Genomic DNA, 18,126 nt, shown 5'->3' on the forward strand with positions numbered 1-18,126 from the left:
CTGCCTGCATCCTTCCGTCAGTCCAGACGGAAGGCGGTGAGGCCGCCTTCGACGTTCTGCACCAGCAGGATTCCATCGGCCACCAGCGGCTGGCCCTTGATCGCGTTGCCGCCGACGCGCTCGCGCGCGGCGAACTCGCCATTGTCCAGGCGCAGCCAGTGCAGGTAGCCATCGAAGTCGCCGACCACGGCGTAGTCGCCCTGCACCGCCGGGCCGGTCAGCGAACGTCGCGCCAGCGCCGGCTGCGACCACAGCGCTGCGCCGCTGTTGCGATCGAGCAGGTACACGGTGCCGGCCGGGCTGGAAACCAGTACGCCGGCGGAGGCGGCGGCCATGCCGCCGATGCCGCCGTGCTCGCTCTGCCACATCGGGCGTCCGCTCGGGCCGTCGATTGCGATGGTGCGGTTCTTGAAGCTGCTTGCGTACAGCATCGTGCCGTCGATCAGCGGTGCGCTGTCGACGTCGGCCATGCGCTCAAGTTCGGTGCGGCCTTCCGGGATGCCGATGGTCTGCTGCCACAGCACGCGGCCATCCTGCAGCGCCAGCGCGCTGAGAGTGCCGTCGTCGTTGCCGGAGAACAGCACGCCCGGGGCCCAGGTGAGAGGCGAGTTGCCGCGCACGGTCAGCGACGGCAATTCGTGCTCGTTGAACCAGCGGCGCTCGCCACTGGCCGCGTCGAACGCGGTCACCCGACCGTCGTTGCTGCGCACGAACACCGCACCCTGGGCCACCAGCGGGGCCACGATCACTTCGCTGGTGACCTTCGACCGCCAGCGCTCGGCGCCGGACGCCGCATCCAGGGCGATGACGTCGCCACCCAGGCTGCCCACCACCACCAGGCCCTCGCCGACGCCGGGGCCACCGGCCAGGCGCAGTTCCTTCTCTTCCTTGCCGCCGCTGAATCCCCACACTTGCCTGCCGGTCTGCAGGTCCAGCGCGACCAGGCGGTTCTCGCTGGCCGCGGCGTACACGATCCCGTCGGCCACGGCCGGCGCCTGGCGCGCACCGATCCTGCGCTCACCGTCCCCCAGTCCGGTCGACCAGATCTTCGAGGGACGCACGGTGGCGGTGAAATCGACCAGTTCGGCCGGCTCGGCGGCCTTCTTCGCTTCGGCGTCCTTGCCGGCGAACCAGCCCTTGACCGTGGTGCAGCCCGACAGGGCGAGCACCAGCAGGCCCACGGCCGCGAGCGGACGGATCATGCGCACGCTGGCGACCATGTCAGATCGCCTCCGCCGGCGCCGCAGGCACCTGCCCGCCGGCTTCCTGCAGCTTGAGTTCGACCCGGCGGCGCGCCGGCGAGGCCACGTCGGTGCCGGTCAGCGCCTGGGCGTACGCCTCGCGCGCCTCTTCCTGCTTGCCGGAGGCGAACAGCGCGTCGCCGCGCAATTCCTGCGCGGTGCTGCCGGTATCGCCGGCGAGCTGCCTGATCGCCTCTTCCGGCTTGCCGGTGGCGTTGAGCAGCTGCGCGATGCGTTCGTTGACCACGCCCTGCAGGGACGGGTCGGCCTGGATGCCCCGCAGCGTGGCCAGCGCCTCTTCGGGCTTGCCGGCCTCGACCTGGGCCTTGGCCACGCGCAGCGCGGCCAGGGCGGCGTACGTGCCTTTCTGTCCGGCAAGCAGGGAACCGGCCTTGTCGAGCTGGCCGGCTTCCAGTTGCTCGACCGCCTGGGTATAGGCGCCGTGCGCCTGCTGTTCCTGCTGCGCCTGGTGGCGCCCCCACCACTGCCAGCCGTAGATCGCGGCGATGCCCAGCGCCAGTCCGCCGATGATGCCCAGTGCGTTCTCGCGCAGCCAGGCGCGGACGCGTTCGCCCTGTTCGTGCTCGTCCAGAAGGTCGTCGATTGCCATGCAGTTCCCTGCCCCGCGCGCCGTGCGGCGGGGTCCGTTGTTCCATGTTGGATGCCGCCGGCCGCGCCGGCTATTCGGCGGCGGTGACGGAACCGTCAGAGGATACCGCAAAGCGGGCCACGTTCGCCCGCTGGAACGGCGTCAGGTCAACGATACTGCCGGCTTGCTGAACCCGTACCACCGATGCGTTGCCGAGCACCACGCGGCCGATGCCGCCGGCCTCGAAGCTGCGGCTGTCGCCCGCGCGCATCAGGCCCTGCTCGACCGTTCTGCCATCCGGCGCGGTCACCTGCATCCAGCTTTCGCCGCTGAATTCCAGCTGGAGCGCGCCCGTGGCGGCCTGCGCCGCACGCGCCACCGGCGGCGCCAGCGAAGCCACGTAGGGGGCGTTGCCGACGGTCGCCGCCGGGACGGTGGTTGCCGCCGCCGGACCCGGTGCCACGGGCCTGGTGGCCATCTCGGCTTCCGGCGGCAGCGCATCCAGCGAAGCGGTGGTCGGCGGGGTGTCGCCGAAGTGGGTACGGGTGGCCAGCCACACCGGCACGGCGATGGCAGCGGTGATCACCACGTACACGGCCTTGCGGCCGACGCCCTCCATCACCCGCTGCAAGCGCGGGGTATGCGCGTGGCTGACCAGGTCGACCGGCCTGGCCGGGGCGACCTCGATGTCCAGGAACGGTTCGACGTCGATCCCGAGCAGGCGCGCGTAGCTGCGCAGCTGGCCTCGGACGAACACGCTGGCGCCGATCACCTGCCAGCGCCCCTCCTCCAGGGCCTCGACCACGTGGACCGGCATGCGCAGCCTGGCGGCGACTTCGGGCACGCCCAGGCCTGCGGCCTGCCGTGCCTCGCGCAGGCGCTCGCCGCATCCGCGCGCATCGCCCTGGATGTTCGTGTTCGACTCGTGGATCACTGTGGCCCTTCCCCGGTACTGGAAAGCGCGGCCTGCGGGAACTCCGCCCGCAACCGCTGCTGGTATCGACTGGCGGCCGCCCTGTCGCCAAGCCTCTCTTCGATCCGAGCGGCGAGTTGTAACACGGATGCATCGGCCGGCGCTGCCGCCAGCCTGCGTTCCGCGAACGCACGCGCCTCGAAGAATCGCCCCTGCGCATATTGATACTCGGCCATGCTGGCCAGTGCATAGGCGTTTGCAGGCTCCATTTCCAGAGCGCGACGCAGGTCACGCTCGGCGCGTTCGGTCTGTCCGCTTTTCAGCGCGCAACCGCCGGCATTGGCCAGCGCCGAGGCGGGCGAACCGTAGCCCGGAGCGGCCAGCGCGCGGTCGAACCAGACCAGCGCTTCGGCCGGATAGCCATTGCCGCAGAGCCACGCGCCGTAGTTGTTGAGCACCTCGCCGCGCTGCGGCGCCAGCTCGGCCGCGTGCCGGTAGTGTTCGCCGGCGAGTGTCGTACGGCCGCGGCGGGTCTCGATCACGCCCAGCATGGTCCAGGCGTCGGCCGAGGCCGGATCCAGCTTGAGCGCCTTGCGCACGTGTGCCTCGGCCGCGTCGATGTCGCCGGAGGCGAAGCGCTGGCCGGCCAGCGCCAGGGTGTCGCGCACCATCACCCGCTGCTTGGTCGCCTCGCTGTCCACCGCCTTGTAGGGCCGCGCGACTTCCTCGCTGCCCTTGATCTTGGGCGGCTTGATCGTCCCGGGCTTCGAGCACGCCGCGGCCAGCAGCGTGGCGACGAGCAGCAGCGGCAGCCGGAAGTCAGGCCGCATGACCGTCGCGCCGCTCCTGCTCGAGCCCCCGGCGGAACTCCGCCTGGCGCCGGGTGCGGTCCATGACCTGGCCCTTGAGCTGGCCGCAGGCCGCGTCGATGTCGTCGCCGCGGGTGCGGCGGACCATGGCCAGCACCTGCGAGTCGAGCAGGATCTTCTGGAAGGCGCGGATCTGCGCCTCGTCCGAGCGCTCGTAGCGGGTCCCCGGGAACGGATTGAACGGGATCAGGTTGACCTTGCCCGAATCCTTCGCCTGCACGGCGTTGTCGAACTGGCGCATCAGCTTCGCCAGCTGGCGGGCGTGCTCGGGCTGGTCGTTGACACCCTTCATCAGGGTGTACTCGAAGGTCACCGAGTCGCGCTTCTTGTTGTCGCGCAGGTAGCGCGCGCAGGAAGCCATCAACTCGGCGATCGGATACTTCTTGTTGAGCGGAACCAGGGTCTCCCGCAGTTCGTCGCTGGCCGCATGCAGGGACACTGCCAGCGACACATCGCTCTCGGCCGACAGCCGGTCGATCATCGGCACCAGGCCCGAGGTCGACAGGGTCACCCGCTTGTTGGCCAGGCCGTAGCCCAGGTCGTCGCGCATCACGCTCATCGCGCGCACGACGTTGTCGAAATTCATCAGCGGCTCGCCCATGCCCATCATCACCACATTGGTGAGGCGGCGCTGCTGGTGCGGCACGTTGCCCAGATGGCGGGCGGCGACCCAGACCTGGCCGATGATCTCGGCGGTGGTCAGGTTGCGGTTGAAGCCCTGGGTGGCGGTCGAGCAGAAGGTGCAGTTGAGGCCGCAGCCGACCTGCGAGGACACGCACAGGGTGCCGCGCCCCTTGTCGGGGATGTACACGGCCTCGATCGCGTTCCTGCCATCGGTGCCCATCGCCAGCAGCCACTTGTGGGTGCCGTCGGCGGAGGGCTTGTCGAACACGATGTTGGGGACGACGACCTCGGCATGCTGCTGCAGCTTGGCGCGCAGGGCCTTGCCGAGGTCGGTCATCTGGTCGAAGTCGGTGACGTAGCGGTGGTGGATCCACTTCATCACCTGGTGGGCGCGGTAGCGCTGCTCGCCGAGGGTCTCGGCGAAGAAGCGCTCCAGACCCTCGCGGTCCAGATCAAGCAGGTTCTGGCGCGCGGACGCAGCCACCGGCGCAACCGCCCCTCCGGCGACGGAGTCGCCGGTGACGGTGACGGACGGGATCGGCTGCAGTTCGGCCATGTCGCTACGCATCCGGAATTTCGCGCTCAGCGCGAAACCACCTCGGTGGCGGCGAAGAAGTAGGCTACTTCGATCGCGGCGTTCTCGACCGAATCGGAACCATGCGCGGCGTTGGCGTCGATCGACTCGGCGAAGTCGGCGCGGATGGTGCCCGGCGCGGCGTCCTTCGGGTTGGTCGCGCCGAGCAGCTCGCGGTGCAGGGCCACGGCGTTCTCGCCTTCCAGCGCCTGGATCATTACCGGGCCGGAGATCATGAACTCCACCAGCGCGTTGAAGAACGGACGCTCGCGGTGCACGGCATAGAAGCCCTCGGCCTCGCGGCGCGACAGCTGCTTGTACTTGGCGGCCACGACCTTCAGGCCGGCCTTCTCGAAGCGGGAGTAGATTTCGCCGATGACGTTCTTGGCGACGGCATCGGGCTTGACGATCGAAAGGGTGCGCTCCAGCGCCATGTTCTTTTTCTCTAGTGACGGACGGATATTCCGGACCAGGACGGCCGGAGGTTAACAGAAAAACCCGCGTCGGGACGCGGGCTTAGCTTCACAAGCGTAGCGGGATTCTAACATCGCGGCAGGGGCTCATGCAGGCCCCGTCACCCGACGGTAAATGCTGCATTGCAAAATGACCCGGCCAGGGCATCGGCCTACGATGAAACAATCGTTTGATTAACTGGATTCCGGCATGGGCAAGCCCGCGCACTTCTCGACCAAGGACCGGATCCTCGGCGCCGCCGAGGAGCTGTTCGCCCAGCACGGCTTCGCCGCGACCTCGCTGCGCCAGGTGACCAGTCTGGCCGCGGTCAACATCGCTGCGGTCAACTACCACTTCGGCTCCAAGGAGAACCTGGTCAACGAGGTCTTCCGCCGGCGCATGGACGGGATGACCGCCCGCCGCCTGGAACAGCTGGAAACCGCGTTGCGCGACCACCCGGGCCAGCTCGAACCGGTGCTGGCCGCCTTCATCGAACCGGCCCTGGCTCTGGCCCAGGACCGCAACGGTGGCGCCGCCTTCGTCAGGGTCATCGCCCGCGCCTACGCCGAGCACAACGAAAGCCTGCGCAAGTTCCTGTCGGACCACTACGGCCATGTCCTGCGCCAGTTCGGCAAGGCCCTGTCCGGATGCCTGCCCGGGCTGGACAAGGAAACCCTGTACTGGCGGCTGGACTTCCTTGCCGGCTCGCTGACCTATGCCATGTCCGATTTCGGCCTGATCAAGCGCCCGGCTGGCGCCAACGAGGCCACCCACCGCGCCCGCGCGGCCCGCGAGCTGATCCGCTTCGCCGCCGCCGGATTGCAGGCTCCCGCGAAGTAATCACGTTTCAATTCAAAAGGTTGAAAGAAATGTCTGAGAAACTGCTTGTACGTCGCGCCGCCGTCCTCGGCGCCGGCGTGATGGGGGCGCAGATCGCCGCCCACCTGACCAATGCGGGCGTGGACACGGTCCTGTTCGACCTGGCCGCCAAGGAAGGCCCGGCCGATGGCGTGGTCCTCAAGGCCGTCGCCAACCTGGGCAAGCTGAGCCCCGCCCCGCTGGCGGCGAAGGGCCTGGCCGAAGCGATCGGCGCGGCCAACTACGACACCGGCCTGGAGCAGTTGCGCGACTGCGACCTGGTCATCGAGGCCATCGCCGAGCGGATGGACTGGAAGCAGGACCTGTACCGGAAGATCGCCCCGTTCGTGGCCGACCACGCAGTGCTGGCGTCGAATACCTCGGGCCTGGGCATCAACAAGCTGGCCGAGGTGCTGCCGGAACAGCTGCGCCACCGCTTCTGCGGCGTGCACTTCTTCAACCCGCCGCGCTACATGCACCTGGCCGAGCTGATCCCGGCCACGACGACCGACCGCGCGGTGCTGGAGGGCCTGGAGACCTTCCTGGTCACCAGCCTCGGCAAGGGCGTGGTCCATGCCAAGGACACCCCGAACTTCATCGGCAACCGCATCGGCGTGTTCTCGATCCTGTCGGTGATCCACCACACCCGCCAGTTCGGCCTCGGCTTCGACGAGGTCGATGCGCTGACCGGCCCGCTGGCCGGGCGGCCGAAGTCGGCCACCTACCGCACCTCCGACGTGGTCGGCCTGGACACCATGGCGCATGTCATCAAGACCATGGCCGACACCCTGCCGGACGACCCGTGGCACCGGTACTTCCAGTCGCCGGACTGGCTGGCCGCGCTGATCGCCAAGGGCGCGCTGGGGCAGAAGACCGGCGCGGGCATCTTCCGCAAGGTCGGCAAGGACATCGTGGTCCTGGACCTGGAGAAGCAGGATTACCGGGCTTCGGACCGCACGGCCGCCGACGAGGTGGTCGAGATCCTCAAGCTCAGGAACCCGGCCGAGAAGTTCGCGAAGCTGCGCGCGAGCGCGCATCCGCAGGCGCAGTTCCTATGGGCCGCGTTCCGCGACCTGTTCCACTACAGCGCCTACCACCTGGCCGACATCGCCCACACCGCGCGCGACGTCGACCTGGCCATCCGCTGGGGCTACGGCTGGTCGCTGGGCCCGTTCGAGACCTGGCAGGCCGCCGGCTGGAAGCAGGTGGCGCAGTGGATCGCCGACGACATCGCCGCCGGCAAGGCCATGAGCGACGCGCCGCTGCCGGCCTGGGTGCTGGACGGGCGCGACGGCGTGCACGCGGCCGCCGGCAGCTACAGCCCGGCCGACAACGCCCTGGTGCCCCGCTCCACCCTGCCGGTCTACCAGCGCCAGCGCTTCCCCGATCCGCTGCTGGGCGAGACGTTCGACGCCGGCCAGACCGTGTTCGAGAACGACGGCGTGCGCATGTGGCACGACGGCGACGGCATTGCGGTGGTCGGCTTCAAGACCAAGATGAACACCGTCTCCGACCAGGTGCTCGACGGCCTGCAGGAAGCCATCGCCATTGCCGAACGCGACTTCCAGGGCCTGGTGATCTGGCAGCAGAAGGAGCCCTTCTCCGCCGGCGCCGACCTGGCCGGTGCGCTGGGCGCGCTGCAGGCGGGCAAGATCGAGCAGTTCGAGGCGATGGTCGCCAACTTCCAGCGCACCAGCCAGCGGATCAAGTACGCGCTGGTGCCGGTGGTGGCGGCGGTGCGCGGCCTTGCCCTGGGCGGTGGCTGCGAGTTCCAGATGCACAGCGCCCGCACCGTGGCCCACCTGGAGAGCTACATCGGCCTGGTCGAGGCCGGCGTGGGCCTGCTGCCGGCCGGTGGCGGCCTGAAGGAACTGGCGGTGCGCGCCTCGCGTGCGGCCGGCCCGGGCGGCGACGTGTTCGCCGAACTGAAGAAGACCTTCGAAACCGTCGCCATGGCCAAGGTCTCGGCCTCGGCGCTGGATGCGAAGGAACTGGGCCTGCTGCGCGCCGACGACGTGGTCGTGTTCAACGCCTTCGAGCTGCTGCACGTGGCCAAGGCGCAGGCGCGCGCGCTGGCCGAGGCCGGCTACCGTCCGCCGCTGCCGGCCCGTCGCATCCAGGCCGCCGGCGACGTGGGCATCGCCACCTTCCGCATGCTGCTGGTCAACATGCTCGAAGGCCACTTCATCAGCGCGTACGAGGACGAAATCGCCACGCGTATCGCCAATGTGCTCAGCGGCGGCGAGATCGACCGCGGCGCGCTGGTGGACGAGGAATGGCTGCTCAAACTCGAACGCAAGCACTTCGTCGAGCTGGCGCAGCAGGAAAAGACCCAGGCCCGCATCGGCCACATGCTCAAGACCGGCAAGCCGTTGCGCAACTGACCTAGCGAGACAACACCATGACCAAGCAGATCCAGGACGCCTACATCGTCGCAGCCACCCGCACTCCGGTTGGCAAGGCGCCCAAAGGCATGTTCCGCAACACCCGCCCCGACGACATGCTCGCCCACGTGCTCCGGTCCGTGGTCGCGCAGGCACCGGGCATCGACGTCAACCGCATCGACGATGCGATCATCGGTTGCGCCATGCCCGAGGGCGAGCAGGGCATGAACGTGGCGCGTATCGGCGTGTTGCTGGCCGGCCTGCCCGACACGGTGGCCGCGCAGACCATCAACCGCTTCTGTTCCTCCGGCCTGCAGGCCGTGGCCCTGGCCGCCGACCAGATCCGCCTGGGCAACGCCGACCTGATGCTGGCCGGCGGCACCGAATCGATGTCGATGGTGCCGATGATGGGCAACAAGGTCGCGCTGTCTCCGTCGGTGTTCAAGGACGACCACATCGCCATCGCCTACGGCATGGGCATCACCGCCGAGAAGGTCGCCGAGGAGTGGAAGGTGTCGCGCGAGGAGCAGGATGCGTTCGCCGTCGCCTCGCACCAGAAGGCCTTGGCCGCCATCGCCGCCGGCGAATTCGGCGATGAGATCAGCCCCTACGAGATCCTCTCGCACGTGCCCGACCTTGCAGGCAACACGATCCAGCTGCGCAAGAAGCTGGCCGATACCGACGAAGGCCCGCGCGTGGACACCTCGATGGAAGGCCTGGCCAGGCTGCGCCCGGTGTTCCACAACGGCCAGTTCGGCGGCAGCGTCACCGCCGGCAATTCCTCTCAGATGAGCGATGGCGCCGGTGCGGTGCTGCTGGCTTCTGAGCAGGCGATCAAGGACTACGGCCTCACTCCCCTCGCCCGCTTCGTCAGCTTCTCGGTGGCCGGCGTGCGCCCGGAAGTGATGGGCATCGGCCCGATCGCGGCGATCCCCAAGGCGCTGAAGCAGGCCGGCCTCAGCAAGGACCAACTGGACTGGATCGAGCTCAACGAGGCCTTCGCCGCGCAGGCGCTGGCGGTGATCCGCGACAGCGGGCTGGATCCGTCCCGGGTCAATCCGCTGGGCGGCGCGATCGCACTGGGCCACCCACTGGGTGCGACCGGCGCCGTGCGCACCGCCACGATCGTCCATGGCATGCGTCGTCGCCGGCAGAAGTACGGCATGGTGACCATGTGCATCGGTACCGGCATGGGCGCGGCCGGGATCTTCGAGGCGCTCTGATTCCCAGGCGCCTGGCGCAGATACCGGCAACGCAAGAAAGAACGGCGCCCATGGGCGCCGTTCCTCTTTGTCGATGGCGCCCGGCAATCACCCGGCGATCGACACCGGTCAGTCCTGGTCCATCACGCCCAGCTCGCCCAGGGCGCGCTGCATCATGTCCCGCGCCGGATCGCTCAGCTTCTCGTGGTCCAGCGCGTAGCGGATCGTCGCCTCGATCAGGCCGATATGGGTACCGCAGTCGAAGCGCGTGCCCTGGAAGCGGTAGGCGTGCACCTTCTGCTCGGCCAGCAGCGCGGCGATCGCGTCGGTCAGCTGGATCTCGCCTCCGGCGCCGGGCGTGGTCGCCTCGAGCAGGCCGAAGATGCGCGGGCTGAGCACGTAGCGGCCGACCACGGCCAGGTTGCTCGGCGCCACCTCGGGCCGCGGCTTCTCGACGATAGCCGTGATCCGGCCCTGGCGGCCGTCGAAGGCTTCGGTGGCGACGATGCCGTAGCTGCCGGTGGCCTCGCGGGGCACGTCCTGGACCGCGATCACGCTCGCGCCGGAGGCTTCGGCCGCGTCGGCCATCTGCTTCAGCGCGCCGGCGCCCCGGTTCCAGATCAGGTCGTCGGGCAGCAGCACCGCGAACGGCTCGTCGCCGATGACTTCCTTCGCGCACAGCACGGCGTGGCCCAGCCCGAGCGCTTCGGCCTGGGTGACGAAGATCGCGCGCACGCCCTCCGGGAGCACGTGCCGGACCAGTTCAAGCTGCTCGGTCTTGCCGGCGCGCTCGAGCTTCTGCTCCAGTTCGTAGGCCTTGTCGAAATAGTCGGCGACCGCGTGCTTGTAGCGGTTGGTGATGAACACCAGGGTGTCGCAGCCGGCCTCGATCGCCTCGTCCACCGCATACTGGATCAGCGGCCGGTCGATGATCGGCAGCATTTCCTTGGGCACGGTCTTGGTCGCGGGGAGGAAGCGGGTACCGAGCCCCGCCACGGGGAAGACAGCCTTGCGGATCCTCTTGGACGTCATCGTGTCGTACGTGCCTCGCGCGCCGGGAACGGAACGACGGTAGCGGCCCCGTTCGGCGGCTCCCGTTCGGTCTGGATGAACTCGGGGATCACTTCGCGCAGGATCTGGCGAAGGCCCTCTTCATCGTAGCGCGCCACCGCATCGCGCATCCGTTCCACGCCACGACGCACCTGCTCGGACGAGGACTGGCGGGCACCGGCCTCGAGGATCTTGGAATGGGTGGTCGGGCGGTACTGCTCATCGGTATAGAACAGCGTTTCGTGCAGCTTCTCGCCCGGCCGCAGGCCGGTGTAGACGACGGCGATATCGCGCCCGGGCTGCTTGCCGGCCAAGCGGATCATCTGCTCGGCGAGCAGGCGGATCGGCACCGGCTCGCCCATGTCCAGGGTATAGGTCGCCGCGTGCGAACCGGAGGCGGCCGCCTGCACGATCAGCTGGCAGGCCTCCGGGATGGTCATGAAGTAGCGGGTGACTTCCGGGTCGGTGACCGTCACCGGCCCGCCCTTGCGGATCTGCTCGCGGAACAGCGGCACCACGCTGCCGGCCGAGTCGAGCACGTTGCCGAAGCGCACGGTGACGAAGCGTGTCCCGCTGCTGACCGCGTCCATGGCCTGGGCGATCATCTCGGCGAAGCGCTTGGTTGCACCGAGCACGTTGGCCGGGTCGACCGCCTTGTCGGTCGAGATGAAGACGAAGGTCCCGACCTCGCTTTCGCGGCAAAGTCGCGCGACCGTTTCGGTGGCCAGCACGTTGTTGCGCACCGCCTCGCGCAGCTGCTTCTCCAGCAACGGCACCTGCTTGTAGGCGGCCGCGTGGAACACCGCGTCGGGCTGGCCGAGGCGCAGCGCGTGCGCGGTCACGGCCGGATCACCACAGTCGCCCAGCACCGCCTCGATCTCCAGGTCCGGGAAGGCGCGCATCAGGTCGCCGTGGATCGTGATCAGGGCAAGCTCGTCCAGTTCAAGCAGCACGATCCGGCGCGCACCGTGGCGCGCGCACTGGCGGCACAGCTCCGAGCCGATCGAGCCGCCGGCGCCGGTGACCATCACCGTGCGTCCGCTGAGCCAGCCGCGGATCAGCTTCCAGTCCGGGGTGACCGGCTTGCGTCCGAGCAGGTCCTCGATCGCCACTTCCTTGAGCTCGCCCGGCAGCGCCTGCCCGTCGAGCACGTCGGTCAGCCGCGGTACGGTGCGGAACGGCAGCCCGGTGCGCTCGCAGATGCCCATCACCCGCTGCATGCCGGCCGCATCCAGGGTCGGCATGGCGATCACCAGCATCCCGGCGGCGGCCTCCCTGGCCACCACAGGCGCATCCTGCAGCCGGCCCAGCACCGGCAACCCGTGCAGGCGCGAACCGCGCAGGCGCGGCGAATCGTCGAGGAATCCCACCGGCTCATAAGCGCCGGAACGGCGCAGGTCGCGGACCAGCGCTTCGCCGGCGCGGCCGGCGCCAAGGATCAGCACCCGCCGCACCGCCAGGCTGCGCTGGCCGACGTGGTGGTCCTTCCACACCCGGTAGAGCAAGCGCGGCATGCCCAGCAGCACGGTCAGCGCCACCGGATACACCACCAGCACGGTGCGCGGCACCGATTCAAGGCGGTTGTAGACCGCCAGGCCGAGGACGATGGCCAGCAGCCCCAGCACGCCGGCCTTGAGGATGTTCCACAGGTCCGGCACGCTGGCGAAGCGCCACAGGCCGCGGTACAGGCCGACCCGCCAGAACACCAGGCCCTGCGCCACCAGCACCAGCGCCACGGTCGGCGTGAACTCGGCCCAGGGATAGGCCTCGCTCCGGCTGGCGTAGCGGAGGATGTGGATCAGCTGCCAACAGGCATAGACCATCACCAGGTCGTGGACCACGACCGCGATGCGTGCCAGGACAGCCGACAGGTTGGTTCCGGGGTTCATGCGTCCTCTGTTTTCCCTTTCCCTGGGTCGAGCCTTGAGCGGACCGCGAACCAGCCCGCCACCGCAAGCGCGAACCACAACACCGCGCCCCCCCCGGCGAACAGCGGTGTGCATCCTCCCAGAAACCAGGCAAGGATAGTGGCGATCAAGCTGAACGCACCATAGACGGAAGTCACGAATACGTGACTTCTGCCCGCCTTTACCCAGCGCTGGTAGAGGTGCGAGGTATGCGGCAGCCACCAGCGCTCGCGCGCAAGCATGCGTGAGGCAAGTGTCAACGAGGCGTCAACGAGGAAGGCCGACAGCGGCAACAGCACCAGGAGCAGGCGCTGTCCACCGACATCATCGGCTGCCAGCGCCACCAGTGCGGCCAGCGCATAGCCGAGCGTGCCGCTGCCGACATCGCCGAGGAAGATCCGCGCGCGCGGGAAATTGAACGGCAGGAATGCCACGCACGCCGCCGCCAGCGCCAGCGTCGCCACACCCGCCGCCGGCGCGAGCGCGGCCAGGCCCAGCGCGGCCAGGATCGCCTGGCTGGTGGCGAGCCCGTCGATCCCGTCCATGAAGTTCCAGACGTTGACCAGCACCGGCACCAGCACGGCGGCGAACAGGGCCCAGGCCCAGCGCCCGTCGGCCCCGAACAGGCCCCAGGCCAGCACCAGGCCCGCCACCCACTGCACGCCCAGGCGCAGGCCGGGCGACAGCGGGCGGTGGTCGTCGATCCAGCCGATCCCGGCCACCAGCAGCAGGCCCGTCGCGAACGCGAGCACCGGCAGCGCCGCGACCGTGCCGGCGGCGAGCACGGCCGCGCAGCCGGCCAGCAGGGCCACGGCGATGCCGATCCCGCCGCCGCGGGGCGTCGGCACCGTGTGGCTGCGACGCTCGCCGGGCTGGTCGACCAGGTTGCGGCGGCGGGCATAGGCCAGCGCGCACCCGGTCGCGAGCGCCGACACCCCTGCATGGAGCGCCAGCCAGGTTGCCAGCGCCATCAGACCACCGCGTAGTTCAGCAGCGGCTTGACCGTGCCCCACTCCTTGCAGCTGGGGCATTGCCAGTGGTGGGTACGCGCACCGAAGCCGCAGCGGGTGCAGCGGTAGCTGGGGTTGCGCACCAGCAACTGGTCGGTGATGTGCTTGAGGTCGTGCAGGGTCGCGGTGCTGTCGGCGCCGACCGCCAGGGTCAGGTCGATCAGCGCGGCCTCGCCACGGACCGAGGGCCGATCCTTGAGCTGGCGGCCGAGGTAGTCGCGCGCGGCCTGGGCGCCCTCCTGCCCTTCGATCAGCCGGGTGAGGGCCAGTACCGGGGCGATGCCGCGATAGTGCTCGCTCATCTCGGCGAGGAAGGCGCGGGCGCCGGCGTTGTCGCCCACTTCGCCGTAGCAGGCCAGCAGGCTGGGCAAAAACTCGGGCAGGTAGTCCGGGTCGTGGCGCGCGGCGCGTTCGTAGGCGCGGATCGCGGCCTCGGCGTTGCCGGCGTCGGCCTCGATCCGGCCCTCCAGGATGCCCGCGCGCACGCTGGTGGCGTCGGCCTGGTAGGCGCGCGCGATCGCGGCGCGGGCCCCGTCGCGATCGCCGTTGGCGCGGTGGCGCTCGGCCAGCTCGCATTCGAACTGCGACACCAGTTTGCCCATCGGTTCGGCGGTGACTTCCTCGTAGCGGGTGGCGTTGTCGATTGCCCGCTCCCAGTCGCGCTCGGCCTGGTAGATGCCGATCAGGTGCTTCAGCGCCTGCGGCGCACGCTCGTCGATCCGCGCCAGGTCGCTGAACACGGTCTCGGCGCGATCGAGCAGGCCCGACTTCATGTAGTCCTCGCCCAGCGCGAGCAGGGCCTGCACCCGCTGCTGGTCGCTGAGGTCGTTGCGCTGGACCAGGCCCTGGTGCAGGCGGATGGCGCGGTCGACCTCGCCACGGCGGCGGAACAGGTGGCCAAGCGCGACCTGGGTCTCGAAGGTCTCCTTGTCCAGCTCGGCGATGTGCAGGAACAACTCGATCGCCTTGTCAGGCTGCTCGTTGAGCAGGTAGTTCAGGCCGCGGAAATAGGTGCTGGACAGGCGGCTGACCTGGGTGTCGCCATGGCGCTGGCCACCGCGACGACCGACGACCCAGCCAGTCAGCGCGGCCAGCGGCAGGAACAGGAAGAACCAGAACCACTCGGTGAGGAATTCCATGGCTCAAGTGCCTTGATAGGGAGGACGCGGGCCTTCCGGCGACGTCGGGGCGGCAACAGCAGTCGCGGCCCTGTGGGCGCGGCGCAGGCGCGCCCGCAGCGGCAGCACGGTGGTGGCCATCACGATGCCGCCGCCGAGCAGGACCCCGGCCAGCAGCGCCACCATCACCGCCACGCCGGTCGTGGTCACCACTGCGGCCACGCCGAAGTCGAGCACGATGCGCTGCGGGTTGAGCGAACCGACCACCAGGCCGGCGGCCAGGAAGGCAACCAGCACCAGCAGACGAAGAATGGTCATGTCCCGACTCCCTCGGAAATCGGGGAAAGCTTAACGGACCGCAGCGCGGCCGACGAGCCGGTCAGGCGCCTTCGTCCGCGGACGCGGGTGCAGGCAGCACATCGCTGACCTTCTCACGCAGCTCCTTGCCGGGCTTGAAGTGCGGCACGTGCTTGCCGGGCAGCGCGACCGAGTCACCGGTCTTGGGATTGCGGCCCAGGCGCGGCGGACGGTAATGCAGGGAAAAACTGCCGAAGCCACGGATCTCGATGCGGTCGCCCGAGGCGAGCGCGCCGCCCATCATCTCCAGCAGCGACTTGACGGCGAGGTCCACGTCCTCGGCCTTCAGGTGCGACTGGCGACGGGCCAGGATCTCGATCAGTTCGGACTTGGTCATCTCAGGCCTGGCTGGATGTGCGGATACAGGCCATGGCGGCCCGGGGATGCCGGGCCGCCATGGATGCTGCGTGTTGCCTTACTCGGACTTGCCGCCCAGCTGCGCGCGCAGCAGCGCGCCCAGGCTGGTGGTGCCGGCAGCCGCTTCGGCGGCGGTCTTGTTGTACTCGGCCAGCGCCTCGGCGGTCTCGGCCTCGTCCTTGGCCTTGATCGACAGCTGCAGGCTACGGCCCTTGCGGTCCATGCCCACGAACTTGGCCTCGATCTTGTCGCCGACCTTCAGGTGCTGGCTGGCATCGTCCACGCGATCGTGGCTGATGTCGCGCGCCGCGACATAACCCTCGATGCCGTCGGCCAGCTCGATGACGGCGCCCTTGGCGTCGACTTCCTTGACCACGCCCTCGACCTTCGAGCCCTTCGGATTGGCGGCCATGTACTGGCCGAACGGATCCTGCTCCATCTGCTTCAGGCCCAGGCTGATGCGCTCGCGCTCCGGGTCGACCGCGAGCACGACCGCGTCAAGCGTGTCGCCCTTCTTGTAGTTGCGCAGGATGTCCTCGCCGGTGGTGTTCCAGCTGATGTCGGACAGGTGGACCAGGCCGTCGATGCCGCCGTCCAGGCCGATGAAGATGCCGAAGTCGGTGATCGACTTGATCTGGCCGGACACCTTGTCGTTCTTCTTGTGGATCGCGGCGAAGGTCTCCCACGGGTTGGCGGCGACCTGCTTCATGCCCAGCGAGATGCGGCGGCGCTCCTCGTCCACGTCCAGGACCATGACCTCGACCTCGTCGCCGACCTGCACGACCTTGGACGGGTTGACGTTCTTGTTGGTCCAGTCCATCTCGGACACGTGCACCAGGCCTTCCACGCCCGGCTCGATCTCGACGAACGCGCCGTAATCGGTGACGTTGGAGACCTTGCCGAACACGCGGCTGTTGGCCGGGTAGCGGCGGGCGATGTTGTCCCACGGATCCTCGCCCAGCTGCTTCAGGCCCAGCGAGACGCGGTTGCGCTCGCGGTCGAACTTCAGCACGCGCACATCCAGCTCGGCGCCCACTTCCACCACCTCGGACGGATGGCGCACGCGCTTCCAGGCCATGTCGGTGATGTGCAGCAGGCCGTCGATGCCGCCCAGGTCGACGAACGCGCCGTAGTCGGTCAGGTTCTTGACCACGCCCTTGAGCACGGCGCCCTCGACCAGCTTCTCCATCAGCTGCTCGCGCTCCTCGGAGTGCTCGCTCTCGACCACCGCGCGGCGGGAGACGACCACGTTGTTGCGCTTGCGGTCCAGCTTGATGAGCTTGAACTCCAGCTCCTTGCCTTCCAGGTAGGCCGGGTCGCGCACGGGGCGCACATCGACCAGCGAACCGGGCAGGAACGCGCGGACGTCCTTGATGTCGACGGTGAAACCACCCTTGACCTTGCCGCTGATGCGGCCGGTGATGGTCTCGTTCTTCTCGAGGGCTTCTTCCAGCTCGTCCCACACCATCGCGCGCTTGGCCTTCTCGCGCGACAGCACGGTCTCGCCGAAGCCGTTCTCGATGGAGTCGAGCGCGACCTTGACCTGGTCGCCCACGCCCACGTCGATCTCGCCGGCGTCATTCCGGAACTGCTCGATCGGCACGATGCCTTCGGACTTGAGGCCGGCGTTGATCACCACGACATCGCCGCGGACTTCCACGACGGTGCCGACGACGATCGCGCCCGGCTTCAGCTTGGCCAGGTTGGCCTGGCTCTGTTCGAACAGTTCGGCAAAAGATTCGGTCATTGTTGATTACTCGGTTGAACACACGGACGGGACGCCATCGCTCGATGGTCGTATTCCCGTCCCCCTGTCAGGCCCGCGCCGGCGCCTTGTGTGGTTGTGGTTGGAAAAAAAACCGTCGCGGACGTCCACGACGGAGCCTTTGCTGCGTGTCTGCTGCGTGCGATCCGTGGCCGCTCGGCCGGTGGGGTCGTTATCAGTCGGCGCGCGCCGGCACCAGGGCCAGCACGCGGTCGACGACCTCGTCGATGGACAGGCCGGTGGTGTCGATGAGGACGGCGTCGTCGGCCGGCTTCAGCGGCGCCACGGTGCGCTGGGCATCGCGGGCATCACGGGCGAGAATCTCCCGCAGCAGACCGTCAAATGTAACCGAAACCCCTTTTTCGTTCAACTGGTTATGGCGCCTGCGGGCCCGCTCTTCGGCGCTGGCGGTCAGGAACACCTTGGTCGTGGCGTCTGGGAAGATGACGGTGCCCATGTCGCGGCCGTCGGCGACCAGCCCCGGCGCCTGCCGGAACGCCCGCTGCCGCTCCTTCAGGGCGGCCCGGACCTCGGGGATGGCGGCGATGGCCGAGGCCAGGGTCCCGGTGGTCTCCAGGCGCAGCTCGGCGGTGGCGTCGGTGCCGTTCACCAGTACCCGCAGGTCCTCGCCCAGCTCCCGGAACTCGACCGCGGTGTCGAAGGTGCAGCGGACCAGGGCCGCCGGGTCGGACAGGTCCAGGTCGGCCCAGCTGGCCGCCACCCCCACCGCCCGGTACAGTGCGCCCGAATCCAGGTAGTGCCAGCCCAGCCGCGAGGCGGCCAGTCGGCTCACCGTGCCCTTGCCGGCGCCGGACGGGCCATCGACTGTCGCGTAGAAACCTCTGACGCGTCCGG

The 18,126-nt window shown here is 69.0% G+C and carries 17 protein-coding genes; 3 read left to right on the forward strand and 14 right to left on the reverse strand.

From position 1 onward, the window contains the following. Positions 1 to 17 precede the first annotated feature (17 nt). The 6 genes from bamB to ndk all read right to left on the reverse strand — a co-directional run bounded on the left by bamB (position 18) and on the right by ndk (position 5,244). Positions 18 to 1,220: an outer membrane protein assembly factor BamB gene (bamB, locus tag CSC64_RS10545; RefSeq protein ID WP_162435284.1), complete on the reverse strand. Its 1,203-nt coding sequence runs from the start codon at positions 1,218 to 1,220 to the stop codon at positions 18 to 20. 1 nt (position 1,221) lies between these two features. Beyond that, positions 1,222 to 1,851, reverse strand: coding sequence for a YfgM family protein (locus CSC64_RS10550; protein WP_162435285.1), 630 nt, complete (start codon positions 1,849 to 1,851; stop codon positions 1,222 to 1,224). A 70-nt stretch (positions 1,852 to 1,921) separates the two neighbouring features. Next, on the reverse strand, positions 1,922 to 2,764 hold the full coding sequence (locus CSC64_RS10555) for a helix-turn-helix domain-containing protein (RefSeq protein ID WP_162435286.1): 843 nt from the start codon (positions 2,762 to 2,764) through the stop codon (positions 1,922 to 1,924). Continuing rightward, on the reverse strand, positions 2,761 to 3,573 hold the full coding sequence (pilW, locus tag CSC64_RS10560; protein WP_162435287.1) for a type IV pilus biogenesis/stability protein PilW: 813 nt from the start codon (positions 3,571 to 3,573) through the stop codon (positions 2,761 to 2,763). The genes CSC64_RS10555 and pilW overlap by 4 nt, the downstream gene beginning before the upstream one ends. After that, a complete protein-coding gene (rlmN, locus tag CSC64_RS10565) occupies positions 3,563 to 4,792 on the reverse strand; it encodes a dual-specificity RNA methyltransferase RlmN (RefSeq protein ID WP_238390010.1) in 1,230 nt (409 codons plus the stop codon). The genes pilW and rlmN overlap by 11 nt, the downstream gene beginning before the upstream one ends. Before the next feature lie 26 nt (positions 4,793 to 4,818). Then, complete coding sequence (gene ndk, locus CSC64_RS10570) at positions 4,819 to 5,244, reverse strand: nucleoside-diphosphate kinase (RefSeq protein WP_162435288.1); 426 nt, start codon at positions 5,242 to 5,244, stop codon at positions 4,819 to 4,821. A 229-nt stretch (positions 5,245 to 5,473) separates the two neighbouring features. On the opposite strand from ndk, the gene CSC64_RS10575 reads away from it, so the two are divergent. Genes CSC64_RS10575 through CSC64_RS10585 form a run of 3 tightly spaced genes read left to right on the forward strand, consistent with a single transcriptional unit; the run spans position 5,474 to position 9,728 of the window. Beyond that, positions 5,474 to 6,103 (forward strand): TetR/AcrR family transcriptional regulator, encoded by a 630-nt coding sequence (locus tag CSC64_RS10575; RefSeq protein ID WP_162435289.1) that lies wholly within the window; start codon positions 5,474 to 5,476, stop codon positions 6,101 to 6,103. A gap of 29 nt (positions 6,104 to 6,132) precedes the next feature. Continuing rightward, positions 6,133 to 8,505, forward strand: coding sequence for a 3-hydroxyacyl-CoA dehydrogenase/enoyl-CoA hydratase family protein (locus tag CSC64_RS10580; protein WP_162435290.1), 2,373 nt, complete (start codon positions 6,133 to 6,135; stop codon positions 8,503 to 8,505). A gap of 17 nt (positions 8,506 to 8,522) precedes the next feature. Next, positions 8,523 to 9,728 carry an acetyl-CoA C-acyltransferase gene (locus CSC64_RS10585; RefSeq protein ID WP_162435291.1) on the forward strand — a complete coding sequence of 402 codons (1,206 nt, stop codon included), beginning with the start codon at positions 8,523 to 8,525 and terminating at the stop codon, positions 9,726 to 9,728. A 108-nt stretch (positions 9,729 to 9,836) separates the two neighbouring features. Here CSC64_RS10585 and galU read toward each other — a convergent pair whose 3' ends face one another. From galU to cmk, 8 genes are all read right to left on the reverse strand, one after another. Next, complete coding sequence (galU, locus tag CSC64_RS10590; RefSeq protein WP_162435292.1) at positions 9,837 to 10,739, reverse strand: UTP--glucose-1-phosphate uridylyltransferase GalU; 903 nt, start codon at positions 10,737 to 10,739, stop codon at positions 9,837 to 9,839. After that, a complete protein-coding gene (locus CSC64_RS10595; protein WP_238390008.1) occupies positions 10,736 to 12,646 on the reverse strand; it encodes a polysaccharide biosynthesis protein in 1,911 nt (636 codons plus the stop codon). Before CSC64_RS10595 ends, galU begins: the two co-directional genes overlap by 4 nt. Then, a complete protein-coding gene (locus CSC64_RS10600; RefSeq protein ID WP_162435293.1) occupies positions 12,643 to 13,635 on the reverse strand; it encodes an MraY family glycosyltransferase in 993 nt (330 codons plus the stop codon). Before CSC64_RS10600 ends, CSC64_RS10595 begins: the two co-directional genes overlap by 4 nt. Next, a complete protein-coding gene (gene lapB / locus CSC64_RS10605; RefSeq protein ID WP_162435294.1) occupies positions 13,635 to 14,813 on the reverse strand; it encodes a lipopolysaccharide assembly protein LapB in 1,179 nt (392 codons plus the stop codon). Before lapB ends, CSC64_RS10600 begins: the two co-directional genes overlap by 1 nt. A 3-nt stretch (positions 14,814 to 14,816) precedes the next feature. After that, positions 14,817 to 15,110 (reverse strand): hypothetical protein, encoded by a 294-nt coding sequence (locus CSC64_RS10610; protein WP_162435295.1) that lies wholly within the window; start codon positions 15,108 to 15,110, stop codon positions 14,817 to 14,819. Between the two features lie 61 nt (positions 15,111 to 15,171). Beyond that, complete coding sequence (locus CSC64_RS10615) at positions 15,172 to 15,486, reverse strand: integration host factor subunit beta (RefSeq protein ID WP_024867967.1); 315 nt, start codon at positions 15,484 to 15,486, stop codon at positions 15,172 to 15,174. Between the two features lie 78 nt (positions 15,487 to 15,564). After that, a complete protein-coding gene (gene rpsA / locus CSC64_RS10620; RefSeq protein ID WP_162435296.1) occupies positions 15,565 to 17,253 on the reverse strand; it encodes a 30S ribosomal protein S1 in 1,689 nt (562 codons plus the stop codon). Positions 17,254 to 17,446: 193 nt separating this feature from the next. Then, a complete protein-coding gene (gene cmk / locus CSC64_RS10625; RefSeq protein WP_162435300.1) occupies positions 17,447 to 18,064 on the reverse strand; it encodes a (d)CMP kinase in 618 nt (205 codons plus the stop codon). Positions 18,065 to 18,126: the final 62 nt, after the last annotated feature.

Source organism: Pseudoxanthomonas koreensis, from assembly GCF_010093225.1.
Classification (GTDB): Bacteria; Pseudomonadota; Gammaproteobacteria; order Xanthomonadales; family Xanthomonadaceae; genus Pseudoxanthomonas; species Pseudoxanthomonas koreensis.

What these genes read in the sequence shown, in the direction of transcription:
- rpsA (WP_162435296.1), bottom strand. Translation starts at nt 17,253, where the DNA reads ATGACCGAATCTTTTGCCGAACTGTTCGAACAGAGCCAGGCCAACCTG.
- lapB (WP_162435294.1), bottom strand. Translation starts at nt 14,813, where the DNA reads ATGGAATTCCTCACCGAGTGGTTCTGGTTCTTCCTGTTCCTGCCGCTG.
- CSC64_RS10580 (WP_162435290.1), top strand. Translation starts at nt 6,133, where the DNA reads ATGTCTGAGAAACTGCTTGTACGTCGCGCCGCCGTCCTCGGCGCCGGC.
- rlmN (WP_238390010.1), bottom strand. Translation starts at nt 4,792, where the DNA reads ATGGCCGAACTGCAGCCGATCCCGTCCGTCACCGTCACCGGCGACTCC.
- bamB (WP_162435284.1), bottom strand. Translation starts at nt 1,220, where the DNA reads ATGGTCGCCAGCGTGCGCATGATCCGTCCGCTCGCGGCCGTGGGCCTG.
- CSC64_RS10575 (WP_162435289.1), top strand. Translation starts at nt 5,474, where the DNA reads ATGGGCAAGCCCGCGCACTTCTCGACCAAGGACCGGATCCTCGGCGCC.
- CSC64_RS10600 (WP_162435293.1), bottom strand. Translation starts at nt 13,635, where the DNA reads ATGGCGCTGGCAACCTGGCTGGCGCTCCATGCAGGGGTGTCGGCGCTC.
- CSC64_RS10610 (WP_162435295.1), bottom strand. Translation starts at nt 15,110, where the DNA reads ATGACCATTCTTCGTCTGCTGGTGCTGGTTGCCTTCCTGGCCGCCGGC.
- CSC64_RS10585 (WP_162435291.1), top strand. Translation starts at nt 8,523, where the DNA reads ATGACCAAGCAGATCCAGGACGCCTACATCGTCGCAGCCACCCGCACT.
- pilW (WP_162435287.1), bottom strand. Translation starts at nt 3,573, where the DNA reads ATGCGGCCTGACTTCCGGCTGCCGCTGCTGCTCGTCGCCACGCTGCTG.
- ndk (WP_162435288.1), bottom strand. Translation starts at nt 5,244, where the DNA reads ATGGCGCTGGAGCGCACCCTTTCGATCGTCAAGCCCGATGCCGTCGCC.
- CSC64_RS10615 (WP_024867967.1), bottom strand. Translation starts at nt 15,486, where the DNA reads ATGACCAAGTCCGAACTGATCGAGATCCTGGCCCGTCGCCAGTCGCAC.
- galU (WP_162435292.1), bottom strand. Translation starts at nt 10,739, where the DNA reads ATGACGTCCAAGAGGATCCGCAAGGCTGTCTTCCCCGTGGCGGGGCTC.
- CSC64_RS10550 (WP_162435285.1), bottom strand. Translation starts at nt 1,851, where the DNA reads ATGGCAATCGACGACCTTCTGGACGAGCACGAACAGGGCGAACGCGTC.
- CSC64_RS10595 (WP_238390008.1), bottom strand. Translation starts at nt 12,646, where the DNA reads ATGAACCCCGGAACCAACCTGTCGGCTGTCCTGGCACGCATCGCGGTC.